Source organism: Microbacterium sp. LjRoot45 (assembly GCF_964253325.1).
Lineage (GTDB): Bacteria > Actinomycetota > Actinomycetes > Actinomycetales > Microbacteriaceae > Microbacterium.
On sequence record NZ_CAXUQM020000001.1, the window covers coordinates 3,041,772 to 3,066,128 of the forward strand.

The 24,357-nt window shown below is 67.8% G+C and carries 24 protein-coding genes; 6 read left to right on the top strand and 18 right to left on the bottom strand.

The annotated features are described in order from the left end of the window. Positions 1–14: 14 nt before the first annotated feature. From ACSQ18_RS14390 to ACSQ18_RS14405, 4 genes are all read right to left on the bottom strand, one after another. Positions 15–2,615: a family 78 glycoside hydrolase catalytic domain gene (locus ACSQ18_RS14390; RefSeq protein ID WP_436038093.1), complete on the bottom strand. Its 2,601-nt coding sequence runs from the start codon at positions 2,613–2,615 to the stop codon at positions 15–17. 1 nt (position 2,616) lies between these two features. Next, positions 2,617–3,525, bottom strand: coding sequence for a carbohydrate ABC transporter permease (locus tag ACSQ18_RS14395; RefSeq protein WP_436038095.1), 909 nt, complete (start codon positions 3,523–3,525; stop codon positions 2,617–2,619). Positions 3,526–3,527: 2 nt separating this feature from the next. Continuing rightward, on the bottom strand, positions 3,528–4,415 hold the full coding sequence (locus tag ACSQ18_RS14400) for a carbohydrate ABC transporter permease (protein WP_436038096.1): 888 nt from the start codon (positions 4,413–4,415) through the stop codon (positions 3,528–3,530). Positions 4,416–4,483: 68 nt separating this feature from the next. Continuing rightward, complete coding sequence (locus tag ACSQ18_RS14405) at positions 4,484–5,806, bottom strand: ABC transporter substrate-binding protein (RefSeq protein WP_436038097.1); 1,323 nt, start codon at positions 5,804–5,806, stop codon at positions 4,484–4,486. Between the two features lie 185 nt (positions 5,807–5,991). Between ACSQ18_RS14405 and ACSQ18_RS14410 the strand changes: the two genes are divergently transcribed. After that, entirely contained in the window at positions 5,992–7,035 is a 1,044-nt protein-coding gene (locus tag ACSQ18_RS14410; protein WP_436038098.1) for a LacI family DNA-binding transcriptional regulator, read from the top strand. A gap of 63 nt (positions 7,036–7,098) precedes the next feature. On the opposite strand, the gene ACSQ18_RS14415 is transcribed toward ACSQ18_RS14410, so the two are convergent. Continuing rightward, positions 7,099–7,488, bottom strand: coding sequence for a VOC family protein (locus ACSQ18_RS14415; RefSeq protein ID WP_436038099.1), 390 nt, complete (start codon positions 7,486–7,488; stop codon positions 7,099–7,101). A 39-nt stretch (positions 7,489–7,527) separates the two neighbouring features. Further along, complete coding sequence (locus ACSQ18_RS14420) at positions 7,528–7,824, bottom strand: hypothetical protein (RefSeq protein WP_436038100.1); 297 nt, start codon at positions 7,822–7,824, stop codon at positions 7,528–7,530. 537 nt (positions 7,825–8,361) lie between these two features. Between ACSQ18_RS14420 and ACSQ18_RS14425 the strand changes: the two genes are divergently transcribed. Both ACSQ18_RS14425 and ACSQ18_RS14430 read left to right on the top strand, forming a co-directional pair. Next, the gene (locus ACSQ18_RS14425; protein ID WP_436038101.1) at positions 8,362–9,258 is read left to right on the top strand and encodes a helix-turn-helix domain-containing protein; all 897 of its coding nucleotides are present in this window, start codon (positions 8,362–8,364) and stop codon (positions 9,256–9,258) included. An 18-nt stretch (positions 9,259–9,276) separates the two neighbouring features. After that, a complete protein-coding gene (locus ACSQ18_RS14430) occupies positions 9,277–10,263 on the top strand; it encodes an aldo/keto reductase (protein WP_436038102.1) in 987 nt (328 codons plus the stop codon). Positions 10,264–10,312: 49 nt separating this feature from the next. On the opposite strand, the gene ACSQ18_RS14435 is transcribed toward ACSQ18_RS14430, so the two are convergent. Further along, positions 10,313–10,801: an FBP domain-containing protein gene (locus ACSQ18_RS14435; protein ID WP_436038103.1), complete on the bottom strand. Its 489-nt coding sequence runs from the start codon at positions 10,799–10,801 to the stop codon at positions 10,313–10,315. A 322-nt stretch (positions 10,802–11,123) separates the two neighbouring features. On the opposite strand from ACSQ18_RS14435, the gene ACSQ18_RS14440 reads away from it, so the two are divergent. After that, positions 11,124–11,669, top strand: a complete 546-nt coding sequence (locus ACSQ18_RS14440) for a Dps family protein (protein WP_436038104.1) — start codon at positions 11,124–11,126, stop codon at positions 11,667–11,669. Between the two features lie 28 nt (positions 11,670–11,697). Here the strand turns inward: ACSQ18_RS14440 and ACSQ18_RS14445 are convergent, their stop codons facing one another. From ACSQ18_RS14445 to ACSQ18_RS14485, 9 genes are all read right to left on the bottom strand, one after another. Next, positions 11,698–12,633 (bottom strand): phosphotransferase, encoded by a 936-nt coding sequence (locus ACSQ18_RS14445; protein ID WP_436038105.1) that lies wholly within the window; start codon positions 12,631–12,633, stop codon positions 11,698–11,700. Next, the gene (locus tag ACSQ18_RS14450; RefSeq protein ID WP_436038106.1) at positions 12,633–13,553 is read right to left on the bottom strand and encodes a hypothetical protein; all 921 of its coding nucleotides are present in this window, start codon (positions 13,551–13,553) and stop codon (positions 12,633–12,635) included. Before ACSQ18_RS14450 ends, ACSQ18_RS14445 begins: the two co-directional genes overlap by 1 nt. Beyond that, entirely contained in the window at positions 13,550–14,986 is a 1,437-nt protein-coding gene (locus ACSQ18_RS14455) for an amidase family protein (protein WP_436038107.1), read from the bottom strand. The genes ACSQ18_RS14450 and ACSQ18_RS14455 overlap by 4 nt, the downstream gene beginning before the upstream one ends. 86 nt (positions 14,987–15,072) lie before the next feature. After that, complete coding sequence (locus ACSQ18_RS14460) at positions 15,073–15,735, bottom strand: HAD family hydrolase (protein WP_436038108.1); 663 nt, start codon at positions 15,733–15,735, stop codon at positions 15,073–15,075. Next, positions 15,732–17,090, bottom strand: a complete 1,359-nt coding sequence (locus tag ACSQ18_RS14465) for an aspartate aminotransferase family protein (protein ID WP_436038109.1) — start codon at positions 17,088–17,090, stop codon at positions 15,732–15,734. The genes ACSQ18_RS14460 and ACSQ18_RS14465 overlap by 4 nt, the downstream gene beginning before the upstream one ends. Positions 17,091–17,143: 53 nt before the next feature. Then, complete coding sequence (locus tag ACSQ18_RS14470) at positions 17,144–18,202, bottom strand: ABC transporter permease (RefSeq protein ID WP_436038110.1); 1,059 nt, start codon at positions 18,200–18,202, stop codon at positions 17,144–17,146. After that, a complete protein-coding gene (locus ACSQ18_RS14475) occupies positions 18,199–19,668 on the bottom strand; it encodes an ATP-binding cassette domain-containing protein (RefSeq protein ID WP_301038509.1) in 1,470 nt (489 codons plus the stop codon). Before ACSQ18_RS14475 ends, ACSQ18_RS14470 begins: the two co-directional genes overlap by 4 nt. A gap of 101 nt (positions 19,669–19,769) precedes the next feature. Beyond that, the gene (locus tag ACSQ18_RS14480) at positions 19,770–20,744 is read right to left on the bottom strand and encodes a sugar ABC transporter substrate-binding protein (RefSeq protein WP_301038510.1); all 975 of its coding nucleotides are present in this window, start codon (positions 20,742–20,744) and stop codon (positions 19,770–19,772) included. Positions 20,745–20,967: 223 nt separating this feature from the next. Beyond that, positions 20,968–21,678: a hypothetical protein gene (locus tag ACSQ18_RS14485; RefSeq protein ID WP_436038111.1), complete on the bottom strand. Its 711-nt coding sequence runs from the start codon at positions 21,676–21,678 to the stop codon at positions 20,968–20,970. A 176-nt stretch (positions 21,679–21,854) separates the two neighbouring features. On the opposite strand from ACSQ18_RS14485, the gene ACSQ18_RS14490 reads away from it, so the two are divergent. Then, on the top strand, positions 21,855–22,025 hold the full coding sequence (locus ACSQ18_RS14490) for a hypothetical protein (protein WP_160142570.1): 171 nt from the start codon (positions 21,855–21,857) through the stop codon (positions 22,023–22,025). Between the two features lie 179 nt (positions 22,026–22,204). Here the strand turns inward: ACSQ18_RS14490 and ACSQ18_RS14495 are convergent, their stop codons facing one another. Continuing rightward, positions 22,205–22,927 (bottom strand): DUF2599 domain-containing protein, encoded by a 723-nt coding sequence (locus ACSQ18_RS14495; RefSeq protein WP_436038112.1) that lies wholly within the window; start codon positions 22,925–22,927, stop codon positions 22,205–22,207. Positions 22,928–23,204: 277 nt separating this feature from the next. On the opposite strand from ACSQ18_RS14495, the gene ACSQ18_RS14500 reads away from it, so the two are divergent. Then, entirely contained in the window at positions 23,205–23,555 is a 351-nt protein-coding gene (locus ACSQ18_RS14500) for a hypothetical protein (RefSeq protein WP_436038114.1), read from the top strand. A 92-nt stretch (positions 23,556–23,647) separates the two neighbouring features. On the opposite strand, the gene ACSQ18_RS14505 is transcribed toward ACSQ18_RS14500, so the two are convergent. After that, positions 23,648–24,277 (bottom strand): hypothetical protein, encoded by a 630-nt coding sequence (locus ACSQ18_RS14505; protein WP_436038115.1) that lies wholly within the window; start codon positions 24,275–24,277, stop codon positions 23,648–23,650. Positions 24,278–24,357: the final 80 nt, after the last annotated feature.

Sequence of the window (24,357 nt, forward strand, 5' to 3'; positions counted from 1 at the left end):
TCTTTCTTTAGTGCTCAGGCGTCGACGGGTTCAGGTCTGCGCCAACCGACGACCGGTGCGGGCGGGTCGTCGGTCACGGGCCGGAAGGTGTCGACGAAGGTGTGCGTGCCGGGGCCGACCTCGATCTCCTGGCCCGTGCCAGGCAGAACGACAACACCGGTCGAGGCAGCGGGTACCTCGACGTCGATCGTCAGGGCGTCTGCGTCGCGGGACCATCGGATGGATGCCGTGCCGCGAACCGAGTCGTAACGTGCGGAGGCATGCGTCAGCCCACCGCCCGGTAGTGGCTGATACCGGACTCTCTCCCACCCGGGGGCGTCGCAGGCGAGACCAGCGACCGACTGATGCAGGAAGCTTGCCACGGCCCCCAGCGCGTAGTGATTGAACGACGTCATGTCACCGGGGTTGATGCTCCCGTCGGGCAGCATCGAGTCCCACCGCTCCCAGATCGTGGTCGCCCCCATCGACACCGGGTAGAGCCAGGACGGCAGCTCGTCCTGACTCAGCAGGTGATAGGCGTGGTCAACGCTGCCAGCGAGCACCAGCGCGTCGCAGATGATGGGTGTGCCCACGAACCCGGTCGAGATGTGGAAGCCCCCCTGCTCCACTAACTCCAGCAGCCGCTTTCCCGCACGCGATGCCTGGGCTTCGCTGGCGAAGAGGCCGAAGACCAGAGCCACGGCGATGGACGTGGGGGTGTCGCTGACGACACGGCCCGACGCGGAGATGAACTCGCTCTGGAATGCCCGTGTGGCGCGTTCCGCGATCGCGCGATAGTGCTGAGCGTCTTCCGCGTTGCCGAGAAGTGCCGCCGTGTCCGCCAGGATGCGTGACGTGCGGACGTGATACGCGGTGGCGACGAGGTACTTGTCGGTGTGGGACTTTCCCGGGTCTTCGGGGGGCGCGGTGGGATCAAGCCAGTCGCCGAGCTGAAACCCACCCGCCCACAGACCGGTGTGCTCTGTGAGGTCGTCGACGAGGTCGACCCAAGCGCGCATGCTCGCGTACTGTTCCGCAAGGACTCGAGTGTCGCCGTCGGCCAGATAGAGCTCCCACGGCACGATCACGGCAGCATCCCCCCACGCAGCGGTCGGGAAGTTCGGGAATCCGCATTCGATCCATGGAACGAACTGAGGCACATGCCCCTGGTCCGCTTGCTCGAAGGCGAGGTCGCGAAGCCAGCCGGTGAGGGTCCCCTGGGCGGCGAACAGGCGGAGGGCGGTAGGTGCGAACACCTGGATGTCTCCGGTCCATCCGACCCGCTCGTCTCGCTGCGGACAGTCGGTGGGGAGATCAACGAAGTTGTCGCGCATGCTCCACTGCACGTTGGAGTGCAGCTGGTTCAATCCGACGTGGGAGGAATCGAACCAGGCGGTCTGGCGCATACGAGTGTGGATGACTACTGCCTCGACATCGCCGTCGAGCAGGTCGCCCGGCCAGTTCTCCAGTTCCGCATATTGGAAACCATGGATGGTGAAGCGAGGCGTGTAGGCCTCGTAGCCGCCACTCCCCCGGGCGGTGTAGGTGTCTATTGATGTTGCCGCCCGCAGGGGCCGAGTTCCGAGTTCGCCGTTCTCGATCACCTCCGCGTGGTGCAACTTGATCGTGTGGCCCTCGGCTGCTCTCACTCTGATGCGGAGCACACCGGAGATGTTCTGACCGAAGTCGAGTCGGATGCGGCCACCCGGCCGACGCTCCACGGACACCGGTGCGAGCGTCTCGATCTGCTCGACCGGCAATGCGGTTGGCGGCTCGATTCGAGCAGGGAAGTCCGCCCGCGGCAGGATCCTCGCGGGCGTCCACCCGGTTGCGTCGAATGACGCCGTAGACCATCCCTCCGGAAGGCGGCGAGCGTCGAAGGTCTCACCCTCGTACAGCCCCACCGCAGTGATCGGCGACGCAGACCACGACCAGGTCAGAGGCACGGGATGGACAGTGCCGTCGCTGGTGGTGATCTCGAGCTGGGCGAGGAGGGCTACGTCGGTGCCGTAGATGTCCCAGAGGCCGCCATCGAAGCCGATGTGGCCTCGGTACCAGCCGTCGGCGAGCCAGGCCCCGATGACGTTCGTCCCGCGGACGAGCCCGTCGGTGACATCATGCGTCTGATAGCGGATTCGGTGTCTGTAGCTGGTCCAGCCGGGTGCCAGCACGTCGTCCCCGACGCGTACCCCGTTGAGTTCGAGTTCGTAGACTCCGTGGGCCGTCATGTACACGCGGGCACGAGCGATGTCGTCGGGGATCCGCGCGAGGTCGAAACTTGCGCGAAGGAGCCATGCGGGGCGAGGGCCTTCGCGGTCCGCCGCGACGGAGGGTGAGACGAAGTCCACGTTCCAGTCGTCCCCCAGACCTGCCTCGACCCGGACGGTGAGGGCGTCGTCTTCGGAACCGGCGCGCAGTTCCCCTCCCTGCCGGGCGTTCAGCGGCGTGAAGGGCCAGGGGACGAGCTGTGAGTCCAGGACGGTGGCTGTCTCTTCGCGGCCGTCGTCATGCGTGAAGCGAAGGTCGACCGGTCTTTGGTCGGCCGCGGTGAAGGAGATGCGGGGTGTTGCTTCCCCGATGCCGATCGTCTTTCCGCCGCGCCTGTTTTCGAGCCAGAGTTCGGTGATGATCGTCATGTCAGCCTTTCACTGATCCTGCGGTGAGGCCCTTCATGACCTGCTGGTTGAGGAAGAGGTAGATCAGGAGGGTGCCGAACACGTTCACGGCGATGGCAGCGAACGTCGGACCGTACTGGACGGCCCCGTACTGGCCGGTGAAGTTCAGCAAGCCGACCTGGATCGTGCGGAGGTCGCTGCTGTTGGTGAACGTCAGGGCGATGAGCAGGTCGTTCCAGAGGAAGAAGAACTGGACCAGACCCACGGTGAACAGCGCGTTCCGCACGAGCGGAAGACCCACGGACCAGAAGGACCGGAAGATGTTGGCGCCATCCAGTGTCGAGGCTTCGAAGATCTCGCGGGGCACGGCTCGGAAGAAGGTGGCCATCATGAAGACGGTCAGGGGCATGCCGATGGCGGTGTACGTCAGGATCAGCGGCCACAGCGAGCCGTTCAGGCCGGTTCGGAAGTAGATGGTGAAGAGGGGCAGAAGGATCATCTGCGCGGGCACCATGATCCCTGCGAGGAAGAGGAGGAGCACCGTGCCCCGTCCTTTCCAGACCATCACTTCTAGGGCGAAGCCGGCTGCTGCGCCGAAGACGAGAATGATCGCGAGGGATGGGAAGACGGCGATCACACTGTTGAGGACGTATTTGCCGAACTCCCCGGTAGTGAACACCTCGACGTAGTTCTCGAACCCGAAGGAGCTCGGGAGCGCCCAGAACGGCTCATTGAGAAACTCGTCCTGGGTCTTGAAAGAACCGAGCAGCATCCAGACCATCGGGTAGATCTCGATGATCAGCAGGATCGCGATCCCGATCCGCAGCGGCAGGCGTCCGAAGAAGTCCCTCGGTCCTCTGCGGTGTCGAGTGGGGGGTCGCGTCGCGCTCTCGAGGCGCTTGCCGGAGACCAGCAGGCTGGTGGTCGTCATGGTCAGCTCTCCTTCGTGAGGTCGCGGCGCGTTGACCGGAAGATGAACACGGTGAACAGCAGGCAGAGGATCGTGAGCATGAGTGCGATCGTGCTGCCGTACCCGTACTGGCCGTAGGTGAAGGACGTGCGGAACATGTAGAGGGTGAGCGGGGTGGTCGCGCTGCCCGGACCACCGTTGGTGAGCGCGACGACGGTGTCGAAGACTTTGAGGGTGCCGTTGATGCTGAAGATGAGCGCAGACAGGAGCACGGGCAGCGACAGCGGAAGGACGATGCTCCGGACGAGCTTCCACCCGGCGGCACCGTCGATGCGCGCGGATTCGAGGAGCTCGTCCGGGATGTCGACGAGGCCTGCGTAAAGGAGCACGGCGTAGAACCCCATCGACCGCCAGAGGTCCATAAGGATGATGATCCAGAAGGCGGCGCCCGGCGTTCCGAACCAGTCGACCGACTCGAGCCCGAAGGCATTCAGGAGCGAGTTCACGGGGCCTGTGGTGGGTGCCGCTTCGAAGAGCCGCTGGAACAGAAGAGCGACGGCGACGGTGGGGAGCACGACGGGGAAGAACACGATTGTCCGGATGAGGCCCGACGCCTTCCTCAGCCAGAAGACGTACATGAGAGCGAGCAGGTAACCAACGCCCACCTGCAGGACGGTCAGGATCGCGGCGTACATCAGGGTGAATCCGATGGCGTTCCACGCGGCGGGGTCCTGGAAGAACGTGACGAAGTTGTCGACGCCGTTGAACTCGAACCCTGTGATCGGGTTGCCGTCCTGCACCGTGTAGAACAGCGACCACACGATCGGGATCAGCATGATCAGGGAGTAGACCAGCAGGGCTGGGCCTACGAGGACGAAGATGGCGCGCTTGTCGCCCAGGACTTTGTTCATTGAGGTCTTTCGGAGGTGGTCGAGCGGAGGTCAGGGCGGGCCGTTGCCCGCCCTGACCGTGAGGTGGCTCAGCCCTTGTCGTTGGCTGCCTGGACCAGTTCCATGAACTGCTGGCCGGACACCGAGCCCGTGGCGAGGCCGCCACCGTTGGTCTGGCTCACACTGGTGCCCTCTGAGGTGAACAGCGCCTCGAACCAGAGAACACTTGACGGCGCGGCCGCGATCTCTGCCTGCACAGCCTGCGTCGTCGAGGGGAGATCCGCCGGGGGGTTGTCGACGACGAAGCCGGAGACCACTCCGCTGTCCTTCAGAACGGTGTCACCATAGTTCTCCGCGATGCACTTGATCCACGCACCGGTGTCCTCGCCGTAGTTCTTCTGGGCGAACATCACGGGGATGCCGACGTTGGCGGGGATCTCGTCGATGCTGCCGACGCCTCCGTCTACTGCGGGGAAACGAGCGAAGCCGATGTTGTCGGGTCCGCCGATCTGGTTCTGGGCTTCGTCGGCGAAGTTCGCCAGGGCCCAGCTGCCCATGTAGAAGAAGGCCGCCTTGCCTGTGAGGAACGTGTTCATTGCGGCGTTGTAGTCGACCGATCCGACCGCATCGCCGAAGTAGCCGGCCTTCCCGAGCTCGGCTACAGCGTCAGCCGCGGCGACGTACTCGGGGTCCGTCAGCTTCGCGTCTCCGTCGGCGACCTTCTGGAGCGCGTCGGCACCCAGGTCGCGGAAGATGTAGTCGCCGACGAGTCGGGTGACAGGCCAGCCGTCCTTGCCTGCTGCGCTGAACGGCTGCACGCCGGCGGCATCGAGGGTTGCGGCTGCAGAGACGAGATCGTCCCACGTCTCCGGAACCTCGACCCCGTTGTCGGCGAGGAGTTCCTTGTTGTACCAGAAGCCTTCGATGTTGAACTCGGTGGGGAGCGCGTAGAGGCTACCGTCACCGTAGAGGGCCTTGATCGTCGACTCGGCTGCGGGCTGGATGCGATCGGCCACGCCGAGCTCATCGAGCGTCTCGGACAGGTTGAGAACCTGCCCGGCTTCGATGAACTGGCTCATCAATGAGGGAGTCCCCGCCGCCATGGACATGTTGGACAGGCCGTCCTGGCTGGCCAGCAGCTGCAGCTGCTGGTCCCACTGCGTGCCGGCGATGTCGTCCGCCTTCAGCGGCGCAGCTTCCTCCTCCGCGGCGCACTGGTCCTTCGCCAGCGTCTCCAGAGTGCCGATGATGGTGGTGTTCTCGGTCTGGCCGAGATAGGTGAACTCGCCCGTCGACTCCCCCGAAGGCGACGGGCTTCCCGCCGGCCCGCAGGCCGCGAGCGCGAGAGCGCCGACGCCGAGAACGGCGAGAGCAGGAACGAGGCGACGGGCGCGCCGCGATGCTTTGGACACTATTCCTCCTTGAACGTGACGCCTCACTATTGAAGCGCTCCAATGCACGATGACAGCAGGATTCCGGGGTGTCAAGCATGTGCAAGATAACGAATGTGAAACGCTTCATTTATCGGGCTCGCCGGATATGATCGCAACAGCCGCAGATGTCGCCCGACCCAGCGCGGCGGAAGGATCACATGGTCATGGAGCGGTCGCCGGCGCCGAAGCCGCAGCCCAGCATGGCCGACGTGGCTGCCCACGCGGGGGTCGCGCTGGGCACAGTGTCGAACACGCTCAACAACCCCGAGAAGGTTCGGGAGGCGACGCGGCGACGAGTTCTGTCGGCCATCGCGGAACTCGGATTCGTGCGGAATGACGCGGCGCGATCTCTGGCCGCCGGAGTCAGTACTTCTGTCGGCCTCGTTCTAGCCGACCTCGGCAACTCGTTCTTCGTCGACATCGCGCGAGGAGTCGAAGCGGTGATGCGGCGACGCGGCATGGACGTCCTGATCGTCAACTCCGATATCGAGCCCACCAGAGAAGTTCACAACCTGGAGTTGCTCGATCGCTCGAGGGTTGCCGGCATCATCATTGCCCCCCTCGACACGGCCCTCGCTCGTTCGAGCGTGCTGCCGACTCGTTCGACACCGACAGTCCTCGTCAACTTCGAATCTCCATCGCTCGCCTATTCCGGCGTCATCGTCGACGAGCGTCACGGTGGCCGCTTGGCCGCGGAGCACCTTCTTGCTCTCGGTCGACGGCGGCTGGTCTTCGCGGGTGGTCCACTCTTCCTGTCCGCGGTCTCTGCGCGACTGGACGGTGCCCGTGAGGCCGTCGCACAGGTTCCTGGCGCCTCGCTCGAGGTGATCGAAACGCGCGGCCTCAACATCCGTCACGGTCGCGAGGTCGCGAAGCGGCTCACGAGCCAGAGCGCTGGCCGGTTCGATGCGGTGATCTCCGCCTCCGACCTCCTCGCGATCGGTCTCGTTCAGGTGTTCGGTGAGGTGCCGGGTTTCTCCGTACCGGGCGACATCGCCGTCACGGGGTACGACAATAACCATTTCGCGTCCGAGAGCGCCGTGCCGATCTCCACCGTCGCTCAGCCCGGAGAGGAGATGGGGCAGGCTGCTGCGGATCTCCTGCTGGACCGGATAGAGAATCCGACCACTCCGAACCGAACGGTGACGCTCGAGCCGCACCTCATACCCCGGACCTCTTCCCTCGGTGGCACCTGGCGGCGAGACTGATCCGGAGCCGGCGGATTACCGGCAGACCGAATCAGGCGTCGTTACCTCTTGCCTGGCGACGTGTCAGCGAACGGATGGGCGCTCCTGGATCACCCACGCGTTGCCGGCGGGGTCGGCGAAGAAGACGAACGAGTTCCAGTCGCCGCCGCGACCCTCCCGGAACTCGCCGTCCTCGACATGCTGGACGGCGCTCACATCGACACCACGTGCGATCAGCTCCGCACGGGCAGCGTCCACGTCGTCCACGACCAGCTGCAGACCGTCCACGCGCGTGGCGCCGCTCCGAAGGTGGATGCTGCTCGCGGAGCCACGCGGCGTCAGCTGAACCACGCGGCCCGTCACGCCTGTCTCGATATCAAGGTCGAGATGGAATCCGACCTGCTCCTCGTAGAAGCGTTTGGCTTCGTCGATGTCGTCGACGCACACAGGTATGACCTCGAGGCTCCACTGCACACTCGCACCCTATCGGCGCATAGCGACCGATGAAGGCGACTACGCGTCCGGTTCTTTGCACGCTTCGGTCTCATCACCGCACATGAACACTCGTGTCGGAACGGTCAACTCGTACTCCTGCCCATCGACGTCGTAGCTGATGACGACACCGTCCCACCCACCGCCGTCGGCGCTTGTCGCGCGGAGGCCGACGAGGACCTGCTGGAAGGGCACCGCGCTTCCGCACTGGTACGTGAAGGTCGCTCCCTCGGCCAGCGCGACCGTGGAACCGTCGGCGAGCTCCGGTGGGTAGGAATCGGTGTAGATGATCGCGCTGCCCGGGCTGGTGCTCGTCATGACCAACGGCTCCAAGATCTCCACCTTTCCGATGCTCTTGAGCGCATCGACGGACGTGATCGTCGCTGCTGACGCCCCACGCAGGCACACATCGATCCCGAAGGTCGTTGCAGGTTGCTCATGTGTCCACCACGACACACTCGTCGTCCACGTGTCCATGTCGACGTCCGCGGATGCGGATGTGCCGAGCTTCAAGGGTTGCTGTTGGTGAGCAGGCGCCGGCTCGGCAGAGCAACCGGTAAGAGCGAGAAGAGCGGCGCTCGTCATCGCACTCGCACGCGCATACCTGTGCCTCACGTTGCCCCTTCTCGCCCTCGCGCGGGCACACCTTCGCTTTCGGCTGCGACGGATGCCAAGATCCGTCCGTCACGCTCCCATCGGCCACGCTAGTTCGCGGTGAGGCGGGCGTTCGCCACCACTACTGACGGTTGGCGACATCTCGGCCCGAGCCGTCGGCGAAGCGGCACCCGATGGACCCCGGTTCCCCGGTACTGACAGACCCTCCCACCCCGGCCGAAGCGCGCGTACGGTCGAGGCATGGACCACCGCAGCGACGTGCGCGAGTTCCTCTCGACACGCAGGGATCGCCTCACCCCCGACCGCGCGGGCCTTCCCGCCTTCGGGGGGCGGCGGCGCGTTCCCGGACTGCGGCGCGAAGAGGTGGCGCTCCTGGCCGGGGTCAGCGTCGACTACTACACACGGCTCGAACGCGGCGACCTGTCGGGGGCGTCCGACGGTGTGCTCCAGGCCCTCGCCCGCGCACTCCAGCTCGACGACGCGGAGACCGCGCACCTGTTCGACCTGGCCCGCACCGCCAACGCGTCCCCGGTGACGAAGAAGGCCCGCGCCCGCTCGACGGAACTGCGCCCGAGCATCGTGCGCCTGCTCGACGCGATCACCGACGCCCCCGCTCTCATCCGCAACAACTACTTCGACTACGTCGCCGCCAACAGCCTGGCGCGCGCGCTCTACTCCCCCGTGTTCGCGGAGCCGGCGCCCAACAGCGCGCGGTTCAGCTTCCTCAATGCCGCAGCTCCCGACTTCTACGTCGACTGGGACAAGACCACGCGGGAACTCGTGGCCACGATGCGAGGCGAGGCCGGACGCAACCCCTTCGACAAGCGGCTCACCGACCTGGTCGGGGAACTGTCCACGCGCTCGGAGCACTTCCGCACGCTGTGGGCGGCTCACGACGTGCGCTATCACCGCACGGGCGTGAAGCGACTGCGGCATCCTGTCGTGGGAGATCTGGAACTCACCTACGAGGCGTTCGAACTCCCGGCGGATCCGGGGCTGACCCTCTCCACGTACACGGCAGAGCCCGGTTCGCCCTCCGCCGACGCCCTGCGGATGCTCGCGAGCTGGGCCGCGACGAGCGCGCACAGCGATCACGACTCGAGCATCCTCTCGCGACCCGCGAGCGACGGCCACTGACGCAGAAGGAACCACCACATGCACACGCGAACACTCGGCCGAGACCTCACCGTGTCGGCGATCGGCCTCGGCGCCATGGGGATGTCGATGAGCTACGGCCCCAATCCCGGCTCCCGCGACGAGATGATCGGGGTCTTGCGAGGCGCCGTCGACCGGGGCGTCACTTTCTTCGACACCGCGGAAGTGTACGGACCCTACGTCAACGAGGAACTGGTCGGCGAGGCGCTCGAGCCCGTGCGCTCCGAGGTGGTCATCGCGACGAAGTTCGGGTGGCGGATCGAGGGCGGGGCGATGGTCGGCCTCGACTCGCGACCCGAGCAGATCCGTCGGGTTGCCGACGCCTCCCTCGCCCGGCTGCGCACCGACGTGATCGACCTCTTCTACCAGCATCGCGTCGACCCCGACGTGCCGATCGAGGACGTCGCCGGAACGGTCGGGGAGCTCATCGCCGAAGGAAAGGTGCGTCACTTCGGACTGTCGGAGGCCGGCGCAGGCACCGTCCGACGCGCTCACGCCGAGCAGCCGGTGACGGCGCTCCAGAGCGAGTACTCCCTGTGGACGCGCGATCCCGAGCGCGAGGTGCTGCCCACGCTCGCCGAACTCGGCATCGGATTCGTCCCGTTCAGCCCGCTGGGGAAGGGGTTCCTCACCGGCACCGTCGACGCGACGACGAACTTCACGGAAGGCGACATCCGCACCCGCGTGCCCCGGTTCGAACCCGACAACCTCGCGGCGAACCAGCGACTCCTCGACCTCGTGCGCGACATCGCCGCCCGTCGCGGCGCGACCTCGGGCCAGGTGGCCCTCGCCTGGCTCCTCGCCCAGCGGCCGTGGATCGTCCCGATCCCGGGAACGCGACGCGTCGAGCGGATCGAGGAGAACGCCGGCGCCACGACCATCGCCCTGTCGGCCGACGACCTGTCGGCGCTCGACGCGCTGACCCAGCACGTGCCGGTCAGCGGCGACCGCTACAACGAGGCCGGAATGAGGATGGTGGGGCGCTGACCCGTAGCGGGCCGCCCGCCACGCACCACCCTCCTGGCGCTGCCGACCGTCACCCCCGCAGTTCGCGGAGGAATCCCTGCACGTGCTCCTGCAGACGAAGGATCCGCAGATCGCGCGCAGCCTCCCGGTCGTACCCCTCGTACGCGAGCGGCGGGAGCCGCCGCACGTTGGCCGAGCAGGCGAAGTTCGCGCAGATGAGCGTGCCGATGACGTCGCCGCGCCGCCCGGCCGGTCCGGCTTTGCGCGCGGCGAAGAACTGAACGTCGTTGCGGAGCGTGACGTCCTCGCACCAGGAGCACTGCGCGCGGGCGAGCGTACGCTGCTCGGCCTGCTGCAGGAGCACGGCGACGGTGTCGCCCGTGTCGTCCTGGGTGACGAGGTAAGCACGGCGCGGCATCTTCGGGTCGGCCCAGCCGAGGAAGTCGAGGGCGTCGACCTCGAGGTCGTCGAAGCCGGCGGGGAGGGTGAGGGATGCCGCTTCCTTACGGGAGGCGTTGAGGAACGATGCGCGGATGGCGCGCTCGTCTACGGGGAGCATGAGGGCTGCTTTCTGCCTCACGGGGAGGCGAGGAGGTGTGGCCGCGTCGAAGCGAGGAGCCGACGGGAGGGCCGTGGAAGAGGATGACGAAGGCACCGACGACCGGATCGGTGTCGGCGGGGGCGTCAGTCTGTGCCGCCGGCGCGGTGAGCGCCGGCGACCTCCTCCTGCACCTGCGAGGTGCGCCACACGGAAAGCATCCGCCGAGTCTACGCCGCCTCCGCGGACGTCGGGCCAGACGTGAAGGCTCCCGCGATAGCACCGCTGACGGCATCCGGCAATCCCCGTGCGACGGTGACGCGCGCCTCCTAACGTCGCTGGCATGGCCACCACCACGACGACCAAGAACAAGCGCAAGCCCGCCCGCGGAGCGCGCCTCACCGACGAGCAGAACGCCGAGAGCGGGTTCACCGCGTCGAAGACGCTCAGCGACAACCTCCAGCGCGTGCTCGTCGACCTGATCGAGCTCGCCTCGCAGGGCAAGCAGGCGCACTGGAACGTGATCGGCACGAACTTCCGCGACACGCACCTCCAGCTCGACGAGGTCATCGAGGCGGCACGCGAGTTCAGCGACACGATCGCCGAGCGCATGCGCGCGCTGCACGCCCTCCCCGACGGACGCAGCGACACGGTGTCGGAGACGACGACGCTGCCCGAGTTCCCCCAGGGCGAGATCTCGACCACCGACGTCATCGACCTCGTGACGGTGCGACTGGAGGATGCCGTGAGCACCTGCCGCGAGGTGCACGACGCGGTCGACGAGGAAGACCCGACGAGCGCCGACATCCTTCACGCGGTCATCGAGAAGCTCGAGCAGTTCGCGTGGATGATGAGTGCGGAGAACCGGACGCCGCGCGCGTCCTCCTGATCCCCGCTACGACGCCGACACCGCGTCGCTACAGCGCCGCCACCGCGCGGGCGCACTCGTCGCTGCGGAGCATCGTGAGCGCCCCGAGCAGCATCCCGGCACCGTACTTCTCGTAGTCGAAGTCGATGTCGCGGACGACCGAGTTGTACAGCGCCCAGTGCCCCCACTTCACGAGGGTGCCGACTCCCGAGAGGTACAGGCGGGCGAGCTGCCCTTCGGTCGGTTCTGCGCCGGCGTAGCGGGCGAACAGGGCGGACCTGACGTCGGCCGGGATGCCGAGGATCGTGAGGTAGGCGCCCAGCTCGTAGTACCGGTCGGTGTTGGCGGCGTAGTCGAAGTCGATGAGCATCATGGGCGCGCCCGCCTTCACCATGAAGTTCGGCGGGTTCGGGTCGTTGTGCCCGGGGACCAGTTCGAGCCCCGCAGCGACGTAGCGCTCCTGGATCGGCTGCCACCGCTCCTGCACCTCGCGCTGGTAGGGCTGGAGCGTGCGGCCGGTGTCGGCGATCTGGGCACGATGCTCGTCGATCATGTCGAACAGCGTCTTGGTGACCGACAGGAGTTCGCCGCCGTGCAGCTGGCGGTAGAGGCGCATCACCTCCGACATCCCCTCGGGCGACAGCAGATCGCCCGCACCCGACGACCGGTAGCCGTCGAGGAACGCGCTGACTTCGATGCCCGTCGCCGCGTCGAAGTACAGCACGGCCGGTCCGACGCCCGTCGTGGCGGCGACGACGGCGGCTTCGTGCGCCGCCTGCCGGTCGACGAAGGCGTCGGCGCCGAGCCCCGGGACTTTCAGGAAACGGATGCCGTCGGGCGACAGCATCCGCCAGTTGACGTTCGTCGTTCCCGACGAGATGCGCTCCATCCGCAGGTCGGACCCGAACGGCCAGTGCGGGAGCGCCGGCAGTGCGGCGGCGAGCGCGCCGGCCCCCAGCGCGTGCCACGCCGTCTCGGTCGTCATCATCTCCATCCCTTCCCCGCCTGTGCGATGAGCGCATCGATCTCGCCGGTGGCGACGGGATGCTCGGCGTGCCACGTGCGGAACATGAGGTACCCGAGGTAGCCCACCTCGGACGCCGGTTCGAGGGCGTGGGCCTGCATCGCCCGCAGCAGCACCCACAGGTCGACGATGATCCCCCAGAGGCGGGCTCGGGCGTACGCACCGGGGTGGTCGCTGCCCCAGAGCAGGGCGAACGCCTCGTCGGCGGGCAGGACGGTGGGCGACAGTTCCGTGAGAATGCTGCCGACGTCGGCGAGCGGATCGGCGAGCCCTGCCGTGGTGCCCCCGGTGAGGAGCACCGCGCCGTCGGGGCCGAGCTGGAGGTCGGAGAGCTCGGACGACAGCCACGCGGGTGCGGCGGGCAGGCCGCCCGCGACGGCGAGACGCACGCTCGGGAGCGCGTCCGCCACGGGCCGGAGCGCGAGCGGGAGCGGAGCCTCGACGGCGGCGAACGCGTCGAGCATCGCCTGCGCCTCCGCCCCGAGATCGCGCGGCGGCAGCTCGGTCCCCGATTCGCGGAACGCCCGCCGTGCGGCACCGACCGCCGCCACGGCACCGGGCGTCTGCTGCACGCGGAGGCCGGTCGCGACGCGCCACCGCTCGTCCAGGGCTACCTCCACGGTGACCCCGGATGCCACGTCGATCGCCCGCACGGCGGGCCCGACACCGGCGCGCGACGCGGCCTCGCGGGCGATCGCCGCCGCGCTGGCCGCCGCGTGTGCGCGCGGTGCTTTCGCGATGACGGTCTCACCGGCATCTGTCGTGGCACGCCAGCTCTCGTGCGAGGCGCCCTGCCAGCTGAGCAGGCCCGCACCGATCCCGGTGGGCTGCCAGTCCAGCGCCGCCCACTCCCCCGGGAGTCCGCTCAGCCGTGCGCTCATGCTCCGGCGCCCCCGCTGGTCGGGAACGCGGGCATCGGGAAGGCGAGGTTGAACCCGCGCTCCTGCTCGAGGAGGGCCAGGATGCCGAGCACGCCCGCGTCGTCGAACCGGCGACCGCCGACCTGCACCCCGATCGGCATGCCGGAGGCCGACATCGCGACAGGCACCGTCCCGGCGGGGAGGCTCGTGAGGTTGTACGCCGAGGTGAAGACCATGTGGTCGAGGGAGTAGTCGTTGCGCACGGGGGTGACGTTCTCGGCGGGGAACGACACGACGGGGGTGACCGGCGACAGCACGTAGTCGTAGGCGTTGAGCACGGCGGCGATCTTCGCCCGCACAGCATCCAGCTTCTTCTCGTTGATGACGTGCTGCACGGCCGTGATCTCGGTACGGCTCAGCAGTTGCTCGAGCAGCTGAGGCGGCAGGAGCGGCCACAGCTCCTCCGGCACCGCGAGAAGTTCCGGGAGTCCGCGCGTGGAGAGCACGGTCATGAAGCTCTCGCGGTCGGCGGCGGTGGTGAGCGGCTGATCGATCGCCACGACGGTCGCGCCGTGCGCCGCGAGCACCGCGGCCTGCGCGCGCACCGCGTCGGCCACCTCCTCGTCGACACCGCCGGGCACGTCGGTCGCGAGGAGGAGCCCCACGGTCACGCCGGCGAGAGAGGAGACGGGGAGGCCGTCGCCGTCGAAGACACCCGGAAGGCTCAGGTGGTCGGTCGCGTCGGGCTTGCCGATGATGCGCAGGAGCGCCGCGGCATCCGCCACGGTCCGCGCCATGGGGCCGGCGCTGCCGATGAGCTTCGGCGGGTCGTACGCGATGCGCCCCTGGGTGGGCTTGAGGCCCGCGAGTCCGCACAGGGCGGCAGGCAGACGCACCGAGCCGCCCATGTCGGTGCCGATCGACAGCGGCCCGGCGCCGAGCGCCACGAGCGCACCCGACCCGCTCGACGAGCCTCCGGGGTTGAGCTCGGGATTCCACGGGTTGCGGATGATGCCGAACTGCGAGCTGACGCCCGCGCCGATGAGCCCGAAGTCGGGCATCGACGTCTTCGCGAACAGCGTCGCGCCCGCTTCCCGCAGACGCCGGACGGGAGCGCCGTCGTGAACGGATGCCGGGGCGGCGTCGTTGAGCTTGCTGCCGTGCCAGCGCGGGAGCCCCACCATCGGGAAGCTGTCCTTCACCGACACGGGAACGCCGTCGAGTTCGCTCAGCGGAGCGCCCGCAGCCCAGCGCGCGGCGCTCAGAGCGGCATCTTCCAGTGCCTGCTCGGCGTTCATGACGGCGACCGCGTTGAGCTCGACCCCGGCGGTGGCGGCGATGTCGATGGCGGCCTGCGTCGCGTCGACGGGCGAGATGCTGCCGTCGCGGTACCCCGCGACGAGGTCGGCGGCGGTGGCGGCGGCGAGCGTGGCGGTCGGGGTGGGAGCGGTCATCGTTTCTCCAGGGTCGGGCGGGTGATGCGAGTTGGTGCGGATCAGGGTGGTGCCGGTCAGGGTGGTGCCGGTCAGGGTGGTCCCGGTCAGGGGGTGCGGACAGCCGCGGGCGGCGCGAGCTGCTGCAGGTCGGCGAGGGTGCGGCCGGCGAGGTCGTCCCACTCGGCGGCGGCGGCCGACGCGTCGACCGGGAGGTAGAGGGGTACGGCGATCACGACGGCGCCGCTGGCGACGCCCGCGGCGAGTCCCGTGGCGCTGTCTTCCAGCACGACGCACCGTTCGATCTCGACACCCAACTGCGCGGCCGCCGTGAGGTACGCCTCCGGATGCGGCTTGCCGTGGACCACGTCGTCGCCCGCGACGGATGCCAGGGCGACCGGCGCGGCGGCGACGACGTGATCGACGATCACGCGGTTCGACATGCTGACGATGGCTTGGGGGATGCCGGCGGCCGCCACCTCGGCGGCGAGCGCGAGCGCCCCCGGACGGAAGACGAGGTGCTCGGCGAGACCGCGCTGGACGCGCGCGGTGAGGTCGTCGACGATGGCCGCCGCGTCGCCCGCGATCCCCGCCTCCTGCAGCACGCGGGCCGTCGTGGCCATGCTGGCGCCGACGAGGCGGTCGAGGTCGCCGCGGTGCAGGGTCACGCCGGCGCGTGCCGCGAGCTCACCGGCCGCATCGAGCCAGGCACGCTCGGAATCGATGAGCGTGCCGTCCATGTCCCACAGCACCGCGTCCGGCCAGGTCATCGGGGTGCGACCTCCTCGAGCACGGTGTCGAGCGTCTCCAGGAGGAGGGCCGCCTCCGGCTCGCCGAAGACGAGCGGCGGCCGGATCTTCAGGACGTTGTTGCCGGGGCCGGCGACGCTGATGAGCACGTTCCGTTCCCGCAGCGCGTTGACGATCGCGAGCGCGGCGGCGGAGTCAGGCGTCTTCGACTCGGGGTCGGTGACGATGTCGACACCGATGTACAGCCCCGATCCGCGCACGTCGCCGATGAGAGGACGGCCGACGGCGAGCGCCGCGATCCCCTCCCGGATGAGGCGGCCGGTGCGGTCGACCGATCGGATGAGGTCGGTCGACTGGATCACGTCGAGCACGGCCTGCGCCGCGGAGATCGACACGGAGTTGCCGCCGAAGGTGTTGAAGTAGGGCACTTCCTTGCCGAAGCGGGCAAGGATGTCGTCCCGGCCGGCGAGCGCCGCGACGGGGATGCCGTTACCCATCGGCTTTCCCATCGACACGAGGTCGGCCTCGACGCCGTGGCGCTCGAAGCCCCAGAACGTGGAACCGGTGCGGACGAAGCCCGGTTGCACCTCGTCGGCGATGAACAGCGCGCCGTAGGCGTGGACGACGTCGATCGCGGGGGCGAGGAAGCCACGCGGGTCGGGGTAGATGCCGTCGGAGGAGAAGATCGAGTCGGCGAGGAACGCCGCCGGGCGGATGCCGTGGGCCAGCAAGTCGTCGAAGGCCTCTCGCACCCGGTCGGCGAACCAGGCGCCGATGTCGTCGGTGTCGACGCGGTAGGCGTCGGGGGCCGGGATGATGCGCACCGTGTCGTCGTCGGGGAATCCCCCCGAGATGGCGGGAGACACCCGGCTCAGGAGCTCGGTCGTGCCGTGATACGCCTCCGCCGTCACGACGATGCCCCGGCCGCCGGTCCACAGCCGCGCGATCCGGATGGCGAGGTCGTTGGACTCCGAGCCGGAGTTCGTGAACATGATCGAGCCGATGTGGTCAGGCAGGGTCGCCAGGAGCTGCTCGGAGTAGGAGACGATACCGTCCTGCAGGTACCGGGTGTGGGTGTTGAGCTTCCGCATCTGTGCCGACACGGCATCCGCGACGGCGGGGTGGGCGTGGCCGACGCTCGGCACGTTGTTGTAGGCGTCAAGGATGCGGGTGCCGTCGGCGTCGTAGAGGTAGGCGCCCGACCCCGAGACGGCGTGGACGGGCGTGCGGTAGAAGAGGCGGTAGCTCGGGCCGAGGCTGGCCTGGCGGCGGAGCACGAGCTGCTGGGCGGTGGGGGTGAGGCGGTCGAGGTCGGCGATGCGGAAGCTGTTGCCGTCCATGATCGACGAGAGCGAGACGGGCGCGTCGGTGGTCATCGGGGTGGGTCCTTGTGGTTCTCGGGGCGGGTGACGACGGAGGCGACGCGGGATCAGCTGCGCACCGGCGCGGGGGCGTCTGTGTCAGCGGAAGCGCCGGTGTCGGCATCCTCGGGCTCGGCCGTCTTCTGCGCCGTGCGCTGCTTCGCGAGGCTGTTCCAGGCGGACTTGAGCACCCGCTGCAGGGTCTCGTCGAGCGAGATCGCGACCACGAGGGTGAGGCCGACGATCATCGTCTGGAGGAACTGGCTGACGCCGAGGATCACGAGGCCGTTGCGGAGCACGCCGACGAACAGCAGACCGGCGATGACGCCGCTGATGCGTCCCGCGCCGCCGGCGACGGCGACGCCGCCCAGCAGCACCACCGTGAGGGCGCTGAACTCGAGCCCCTGACCGGTCGTGGGCGACCCGGCCTGCAGCTTGAGGGTCATGAGCGCACCGGCGAAGGCGGCGGCGACCCCGGTCAGCACGAACAGCCGCAGCCGCACCGAGCGCACGTTGATGCCCATGAGGAACGCGGCGCGCTGGTTGCCGCCCGCGGCGAGCAGCTGGCGGCCGAACGGACGGTAGTTGAGCACCCACCACGCGGCGACCGTGACGATCAGCAGGAGCAGCATCGGGAGCGGGACGACGCCGAAGAGCGCGAACCCGGCCACGGCACGGGAGTCGGCGGGAAGGCCCGTGATGGTGCGGCCGTTCGTGAGGAACAGCGCGAGTCCCGCCCAGACGTTCAGGAGACCGAGCGTGACGACGAGGGGGTTCAGGCGCAGGTGTTCGACCAGGATGCCGGTGACCAGCCCCGTCACCACGCCGGCGGCGGTCCCCGCGAGGATGCCGAGCCAGATGCTGCCGCTGCCTGTCGCCACCATGCCGCACACGACCGACCCGAGGCTCGCGACCGAGCCGACCGACAGGTCGATCGACCCGCTCATGACGAGGTATGCGAGCGGGATGGCGATGATCCCGACCTCCGCCATCGACAGGACGATGGTGATGAGGTTGCCGGGCTGGACGAAGCGGGGGTTCAGCATCGTGAAGACGATCACGAGGAGGATCAGCGCGACGATCGCGCCGTTCTTGGCGAGCAGGATCTTCAACTGTGTGACGTTCATGCGAGTACGCCCTTCGTGGGGATGAGGTCGAGCAGGGTCTGCAGCAGGGCCGCGTCGAAATCGGGGGTGCGGTCCAGTTCGGCGATGCCGCCGCCGGAGAGCACGTAGCTGCGGTCGCAGAGGCCGGCGATCTCGTCGCTCTCCGCGCTCGCGACGAGCACCGTGGCTCCGTCGGCTGCCGCCTGCCGCACGGCGCGGCGGATGTCGGCTTTCGCCCCGACGTCGACGCCCTGAGTGGGCTGCGCGAGCAGCAGCACCTTCGGCGCCGCGGGGTACAGCCACGCGGCGAGGAGGTGCTTCTGCCGGTTGCCGCCGGAGAACGCCGAGATGGGCGAGTCGGCGCCGGGGCCGAGGATGCCGAGGCGGCGGCGCGCGTCGGCGTAGCCGTCGTGGCGGGTGCGCTGCGTGGGAGCGACCTTCGCGCCGTTCACGCGGCGCCCGCGCCACGGCAGGTAGACGTTGTCGCGCGCGGACAGCCCCGCGATGAGGCCGTCGCGATCGCGGTCGGCGACGACGAGGTGCACGCCCTGGCGGATCGCTTCGAGGGGCGTGCGGGCACGGTAGGGGGATCCGTCGAGCATGGCCGTCACCCCGCCGGCGCCGTGGAGGGCGTTGAGCAGTTCGAACTGCTCCCCCGCCGCGACGCCGAAGAGTCCCACGACCTCACCGGCCCGGAAGGTCATCGGGTGGGGCGAGGTGATCTCCAGCACGGGCGACCCGACGACGGCCGCGACGTGCTCGGCCTCCTCGAGGTCGGGCACGAGCGCTGTAGCCAGGGCCCCGGCGGTGAGCCCCGTCACGGCGTGCTCCCCGGCGACGCGACCCTCGCGGAGGATCGCGACCCGGTCGCACACCTCGATGATGTCGGGGAGGCGGTGGGAGACGTAGATCACGGTGGTGCCCGATGCCGCCAGCCGGCGGATGAGGCCGTGGAGCGCGTCGGTCTCGGCCTGGCCGAGCGCTGCCGTCGGCTCGTCGAGCAGAAGCACCTTCATCGCGCCGTGCAGCAGGCCGCGGGCGAGGTCGACCACCTGACGCTGCCCCAGTTCGAGGCTCGACACCATCGTGTCGAGGGTGAGATCCTCGCCGCCGACCTCGACCAGTGCGGCGCGGGCGGCATCCCGGTCGGCCTTCGCGCGGCCCGTGCGGTCGCGGCCGAGGTAGAGGTTGTCGAGCACCGTGAGGTTGCCCACGAGCGCGGGCGTCTGGTGGATCACCGTGATGCCGAGCTCAGCCGCCTGCCGCGGGGTGTCGGCGGAGACCTGCTCGCCGTCGACCAGCATCCGGCCGCCCGTCGCGCGCACGGCACCCGTGGCGACGTTGACGAGGGTCGACTTCCCCGCGCCGTTGTGGCCGAGGAGACCGACGATCTCACCGGGGGCGAAGGCCAGGTGGACGCCGTCGAGAGCCCGGGTGACGCCGAAGTCGACGGTCACGTCGTCGAAGGCGAGGCGGGGAGTGGTCATGCGCGGCTCCTCTGGGTGAAACGGGCGGAACGGGCGGATCGTGCGGGGAGGGAGCCGGGGATGCCGCGGCGGGCGGCACCCCCGGCGGGGTGTGGCAGGGGTCAGCCGACGTAGTAGTCGTCGGCATCCTCGGCGGTCACGAGCACACCCGGCACGACGATGTCACTCGTCTCCTTGCCTTCAGCACCGTCGATGAGCAGCTTTGCGTTGGCTTCGGCGAGCGCCTGGGCGGGCACCACGAGCGAGGTGCGGTAGATCGAGTTCTCGATCTTGATGAGGTCGAGCGTCTCGTTCGTCGCGTCGCGGCTGGCGAGGTAGAAGTTCGGGTCATCCTCGGCCACACCCTCCTCGATGAGCGCCTGGTAGACGCCGAGGATCGTGTCGTTCGACGCACCGAGCCACACGTGACTCTCGGGGTCGGCCGTCATCTGGGCCTTCGTGATGTTGTAGCCGTCTTCACGGGTGATCGCGGTCTGCTCGACGATCGACGCGTCGGGCATCACCGACGTGAAGCCCTCCGTCAGGCCGTCCATCGCGTCGGCGCTGAAGTCGCTGTCGCGGCTCCCGACGATCACGACGGTGAGGTCGTCGTCGGCACCGGCGGCCTGCAGCTCGGTGGCCGCGTTGGCGGCCAGTTCGAAGCCGCCGTCGTAGGAGTCGACGACCGTCGTGCCCGACGTGCCTTCCCAGCCGACGAGGTAGCCGAAGACGGGGATGCCGGCGGCCTCCGCCTGCTGGGTGACGGGCACCATGGCATCCGGGGTCACGGGGTACCCGGCGATGGCCTTCACGTCGCCGCGGTTGATCCAGGCCTGCCAGCTGGAGACCTGGCGGTTGACGTCCCACTGCGGGTCGTCGGTGAGGAACTCGTAACCGGCCGCCTCCACGATCGGACGCATGATCTCCAGCTGGTCGTTCCAGATGGTGATGTCGGCGCCGGCGAAGCCCATCGCGACGGCACCCTTCGACTCGGGGGCCTCGCCGGTGCCGGCATCGGCGGTGGTGCAGGCGGTCAGGCTCAGCGCGGCGATGGCGACGCCGGCGGCCAGGATCCGCTTGGTGACAGTGCTGTTCACGCGAAACTCCTCGGAAGTGATGGCTGCTCGGGTGGGGCAGCTCGGGACGACTCTTCGAGGTCAAGGTTCGTCGTGGACCATTTCTGGTCCGGCGGACGACTGTGAACGCCGTGTAAAAGATGGGGCCGTCAGGCGGGGCAACCATTTCTGGTCGTAACACGCGCGCCCTGCGAACCATCAGGGTCTCGTGTCGAGGAACCTGATCTTCTGCACTCCGCGCGCGCTATCCGTTGATACCGGCGAGCTGATCGAGGATCTGCTGGAAAGTGTTTTCACCTCGGGGCCAGTCGCCCCATTCGACGTCGTGCTGGTCCGCGACGCCACTCACGTGGTTACCGTCCCCGTCTTCGAGAATGAAGCCCTGAGGCACCGGACCCAGAAGCTGTTCGGCACTGGTCGCACCTTGGTTGACGACCTTGCAGCTGTCCTTCTCATACTCGCTCGCGGGCGTTGCATTCACCGCCGCCACGATGACACGAGTCCCTACGGGGGCAGCCGCCTCCAACTCCTGCAAGGAGGGGTCGATATAGGAGGTGCCCTTCTCGAGAGGCACCTCCACACCGTCGGCATCGACGACGACCGCTCCTCGGCGTACCTCGACGAAGACGGAGACAGGCTTCCCGGTCCCAGCGAGGATCGTGTCGGTGGCGACCTCCCCGACTGCGCGCTTATCGAGCATGTCCCCGCATTGAATCTGGCGACCCTCCGCCCAGGAGGTGATGCGGCCCGTGACTGCCGTCTCGGAAGTCTTCACAACTCCGAGCATCGACCTGTGGACGTCGTAGTCGTACTCCGCGTCGCCGCGCAACGTCTCCCCATCGACTTCGCTCGCGACGGTGGAAGGGTCACTCGCCTTCTCGGGCGCGGCGCACCCACCCATAGCGATCGTGAGTGCGAGCGCGGCCCCGACGGCAAGGTACCGGCTTTTGCGCATTGCTGCCTCCTCGTGGGCCTGGGCCTCACACACTAGGTGCCCTTCAAAGTGTCGCAACGCTCGACTTCGTCTCGAGTCGTGCCCTAGGTCGTAAGCCGGCGCGTAGTCTCGAGCGCTCTCGGAGGCGTTCAGCGGCTCCGGTTCGACCGCCTCGTCGAGCGAGATAGGGTCACCGCGTGACTGACATCGTGTGGATCGTCTGGGCTGAGGACTCGCCCGTGAACACTCCTGTCCTGGGCGCATTCGCCTCGGAAGCAGATGCCGACGCGTACGCCGCGAAGATCGATTCTGAACATGAATCCGGAGCCCTCGTGACGCCGCTGAGCTTGCCGTTCACGGTCTCCTGACTCGGTCTCGTGAGGCGCACCCGGGCACCACCCCCGGCGCGATCTCAGTGCTCGCCGACCAGTTCGGGCGTCAGCATCGCGGCATCCCCCTCCCCGTCTCACCCGCTCCCTTGGGCCGTATCCCCCTCTCGCTCTCAACAGTGGGACGAGGGCGAGAAGGGCATACGGTCATCGCGCTTCTAGGTGGGGTTGCACGCGTTGGCGATCATCACGAGCGAGTTCCATCCGTGGCTCGGCGTCCACGATTCGAGGTTGTACGTTGGGCCGCCGCCGTGCTTGTTGTAGGCGACATGGCAGAAGAACTGGTTCGTGATGGTGGCGTTGATCTTCGAGGCGTTCGTCCCGAGGCGGGACTTCAAGTCGGCGAGGTGATATGAGAAATACTTCTGACCGCCCTGGCTACCGAGGTCTCGGCCGTACTGCGTCGGCGTGGCGTTGATCTTGTACTTCTTCGGATCAGACTGGTACGTAACCCATGCCGCACTGATAAGCCACTTCCCCATGTAGGGGTCAGCGATCACGGGGAAATTGGCAGCGGACAGTCCCTCCGTATCGACGTGCTGCGTGATCGTCTGGTCGTCATATGTGAACCAGGTCGGCACATCATTGCCGTGTACATCTTTCGCCCAGGGAGGCGCGACGCCTCCGATGTACCCGCCCGCCCCGTTGAAGAAGAAGATTCCGCCGTTGTCGAGGATCTCGTACGCCCCGCCCTCGGGCAGCTCTACGGGAAAGTCGTATCGCGTGGGCGCATCGGGCTCGTCGAGCTTAATCGCAAATAGCGCCTCCGCGTCCTCCAACAGCACGGGAGTCACAGACGAGCTCGCGGTCGCCTCGGGGACGCTAACCGACAGCGCACCATCGGCGGACGCCAAAGTGATCGTGGCATCTGTGACGCTCACTTCCACACCTCGCGAACGAGTCGAGTCTGACGTGGCGGGCGCAATAGTGTCGGCGAACGCGGGCTCCGCAGCCATGAGAAGCTCGACTGGTTCGACCGGCTCCGGCTCGCTGGCCGCCCAAGTTGGAGCGGAGATCGAGCCGCACAGGACGAGGGCGCAGATCATCGCTGCGGAGGCGAGCTTGTTGTCATGTTTCATTGGGTTCCTTTCGTGGAGGCTTTGATGACGCAGCTTGAAGCCCCAGGTTCTGGTCCGTCGCGGCGGGTATATTTCGGGCATGACTCAGATACAGCGGGCTGCAACATCCGGAACGACACTGCCTCGAGTTGTACTGGGAGTGTTCCTTCTCGTCGCCGTTGCCTCCCTCGCGGTCGGCAGCGCCCTGCAGTCTTCGTTGAGCGGTGAGTTCCCGCCCTACGGTGCGACGACATCTGAAGAGGCGCAATGGGTGTGGGGGAGGGCGCTGTGGCCGATCGGCGCCACATTGGCTCTTGTCTGGGCCGTGCTCTTCGTCGCTCTTCGCAAGAGAGTCGGACTCCATTTGATGCCGGCAGTCGGCGTCGCGCTCGGCGGAGTCGGCGTCGCACTTTTCCTTGCGTATGTGGCCTGGATGGTGTTCCTCGTCTGACCGGACCAAGGATCACCTATCGGCTGACGCAGTCGCCCGGTACGGGCTTCCACGTTTTGCGCCAAGGACGACTGTGCTAGCGGGTGACTGTGCTAGCGGCTGGTCGACAGGTTGACTCGTGTCCCAGTGACGCTCTGTCCGAGCGAAATCCATGCCTTCTTGCCGTTCCGCTCCGGCATGCAGTAAGTGATGGGGCGCGTTGGAAGGCTCATCGGGTCGATCCAGCAGAGCTTCGCGAAGTAGTTTCCCGTGTAGAAGTCGCCGCGATTGCCCCAGGTCCCGTTGGTTGTGCCAACAGTAAAGGAGTAGTTGTAGACGGGACCCACCCCGTACCAGCAGGGAGTCGTGGACGAGCATCCAGCGGAGACCGCAAGAGGCGAGACTCCCTGGCTCCGCGGCCCAACGGCGAGTCCTTCAGCGCGCGACTGCAGCTTCCGCAGTTGGGAGGTAGTGAGCGGCTCGACGGACTCTACCGATCCGTCTGAAGCGTCGATCACGATCCTCTTCATTGCGTCGGACTTGTAGAGGTTGATCTCCGCTCGGCTGAGCCCGGCAAGGCGGTCGTCTGGTGGAGTGGAACGGTTCACAGTGGACATCGACCCCCTACCGGTCTTCTCATTCACATGGTTGGCGGCGGTCGCTGCGGCAGGTGACACCGTCAGACACAGAGCCGCAATTGCTGCGACGAACAGCACGTTTCGGTGAATCTTGCGTGCAGACATGAAGCTGTTGTCCTTTCTCAGCCGCGACGCTCCTGCGTGGCGGACTAGAACTATGTCCGCTTCTCTGCATCGTCACCAAA

Excerpts from the sequence above, each read along its gene's own strand:
- ACSQ18_RS14465 (WP_436038109.1), bottom strand. The coding sequence starts at position 17,090 with ATGACCACCGACGCGCCCGTCTCGCTCTCGTCGATCATGGACGGCAAC.
- ACSQ18_RS14445 (WP_436038105.1), bottom strand. The coding sequence starts at position 12,633 with ATGACGACCGAGACGGCGTGGCACGCGCTGGGGGCCGGCGCGCTCGCC.
- ACSQ18_RS14410 (WP_436038098.1), top strand. The coding sequence starts at position 5,992 with ATGGAGCGGTCGCCGGCGCCGAAGCCGCAGCCCAGCATGGCCGACGTG.
- ACSQ18_RS14455 (WP_436038107.1), bottom strand. The coding sequence starts at position 14,986 with ATGACCGCTCCCACCCCGACCGCCACGCTCGCCGCCGCCACCGCCGCC.
- ACSQ18_RS14470 (WP_436038110.1), bottom strand. The coding sequence starts at position 18,202 with ATGAACGTCACACAGTTGAAGATCCTGCTCGCCAAGAACGGCGCGATC.
- ACSQ18_RS14450 (WP_436038106.1), bottom strand. The coding sequence starts at position 13,553 with ATGAGCGCACGGCTGAGCGGACTCCCGGGGGAGTGGGCGGCGCTGGAC.
- ACSQ18_RS14485 (WP_436038111.1), bottom strand. The coding sequence starts at position 21,678 with ATGCGCAAAAGCCGGTACCTTGCCGTCGGGGCCGCGCTCGCACTCACG.
- ACSQ18_RS14500 (WP_436038114.1), top strand. The coding sequence starts at position 23,205 with ATGACTCAGATACAGCGGGCTGCAACATCCGGAACGACACTGCCTCGA.
- ACSQ18_RS14460 (WP_436038108.1), bottom strand. The coding sequence starts at position 15,735 with ATGACCTGGCCGGACGCGGTGCTGTGGGACATGGACGGCACGCTCATC.
- ACSQ18_RS14440 (WP_436038104.1), top strand. The coding sequence starts at position 11,124 with ATGGCCACCACCACGACGACCAAGAACAAGCGCAAGCCCGCCCGCGGA.
- ACSQ18_RS14390 (WP_436038093.1), bottom strand. The coding sequence starts at position 2,615 with ATGACGATCATCACCGAACTCTGGCTCGAAAACAGGCGCGGCGGAAAG.
- ACSQ18_RS14475 (WP_301038509.1), bottom strand. The coding sequence starts at position 19,668 with ATGACCACTCCCCGCCTCGCCTTCGACGACGTGACCGTCGACTTCGGC.
- ACSQ18_RS14505 (WP_436038115.1), bottom strand. The coding sequence starts at position 24,277 with ATGTCTGCACGCAAGATTCACCGAAACGTGCTGTTCGTCGCAGCAATT.
- ACSQ18_RS14395 (WP_436038095.1), bottom strand. The coding sequence starts at position 3,525 with ATGACGACCACCAGCCTGCTGGTCTCCGGCAAGCGCCTCGAGAGCGCG.
- ACSQ18_RS14400 (WP_436038096.1), bottom strand. The coding sequence starts at position 4,415 with ATGAACAAAGTCCTGGGCGACAAGCGCGCCATCTTCGTCCTCGTAGGC.
- ACSQ18_RS14430 (WP_436038102.1), top strand. The coding sequence starts at position 9,277 with ATGCACACGCGAACACTCGGCCGAGACCTCACCGTGTCGGCGATCGGC.
- ACSQ18_RS14435 (WP_436038103.1), bottom strand. The coding sequence starts at position 10,801 with ATGCTCCCCGTAGACGAGCGCGCCATCCGCGCATCGTTCCTCAACGCC.
- ACSQ18_RS14425 (WP_436038101.1), top strand. The coding sequence starts at position 8,362 with ATGGACCACCGCAGCGACGTGCGCGAGTTCCTCTCGACACGCAGGGAT.
- ACSQ18_RS14420 (WP_436038100.1), bottom strand. The coding sequence starts at position 7,824 with ATGACGAGCACCAGCCCGGGCAGCGCGATCATCTACACCGATTCCTAC.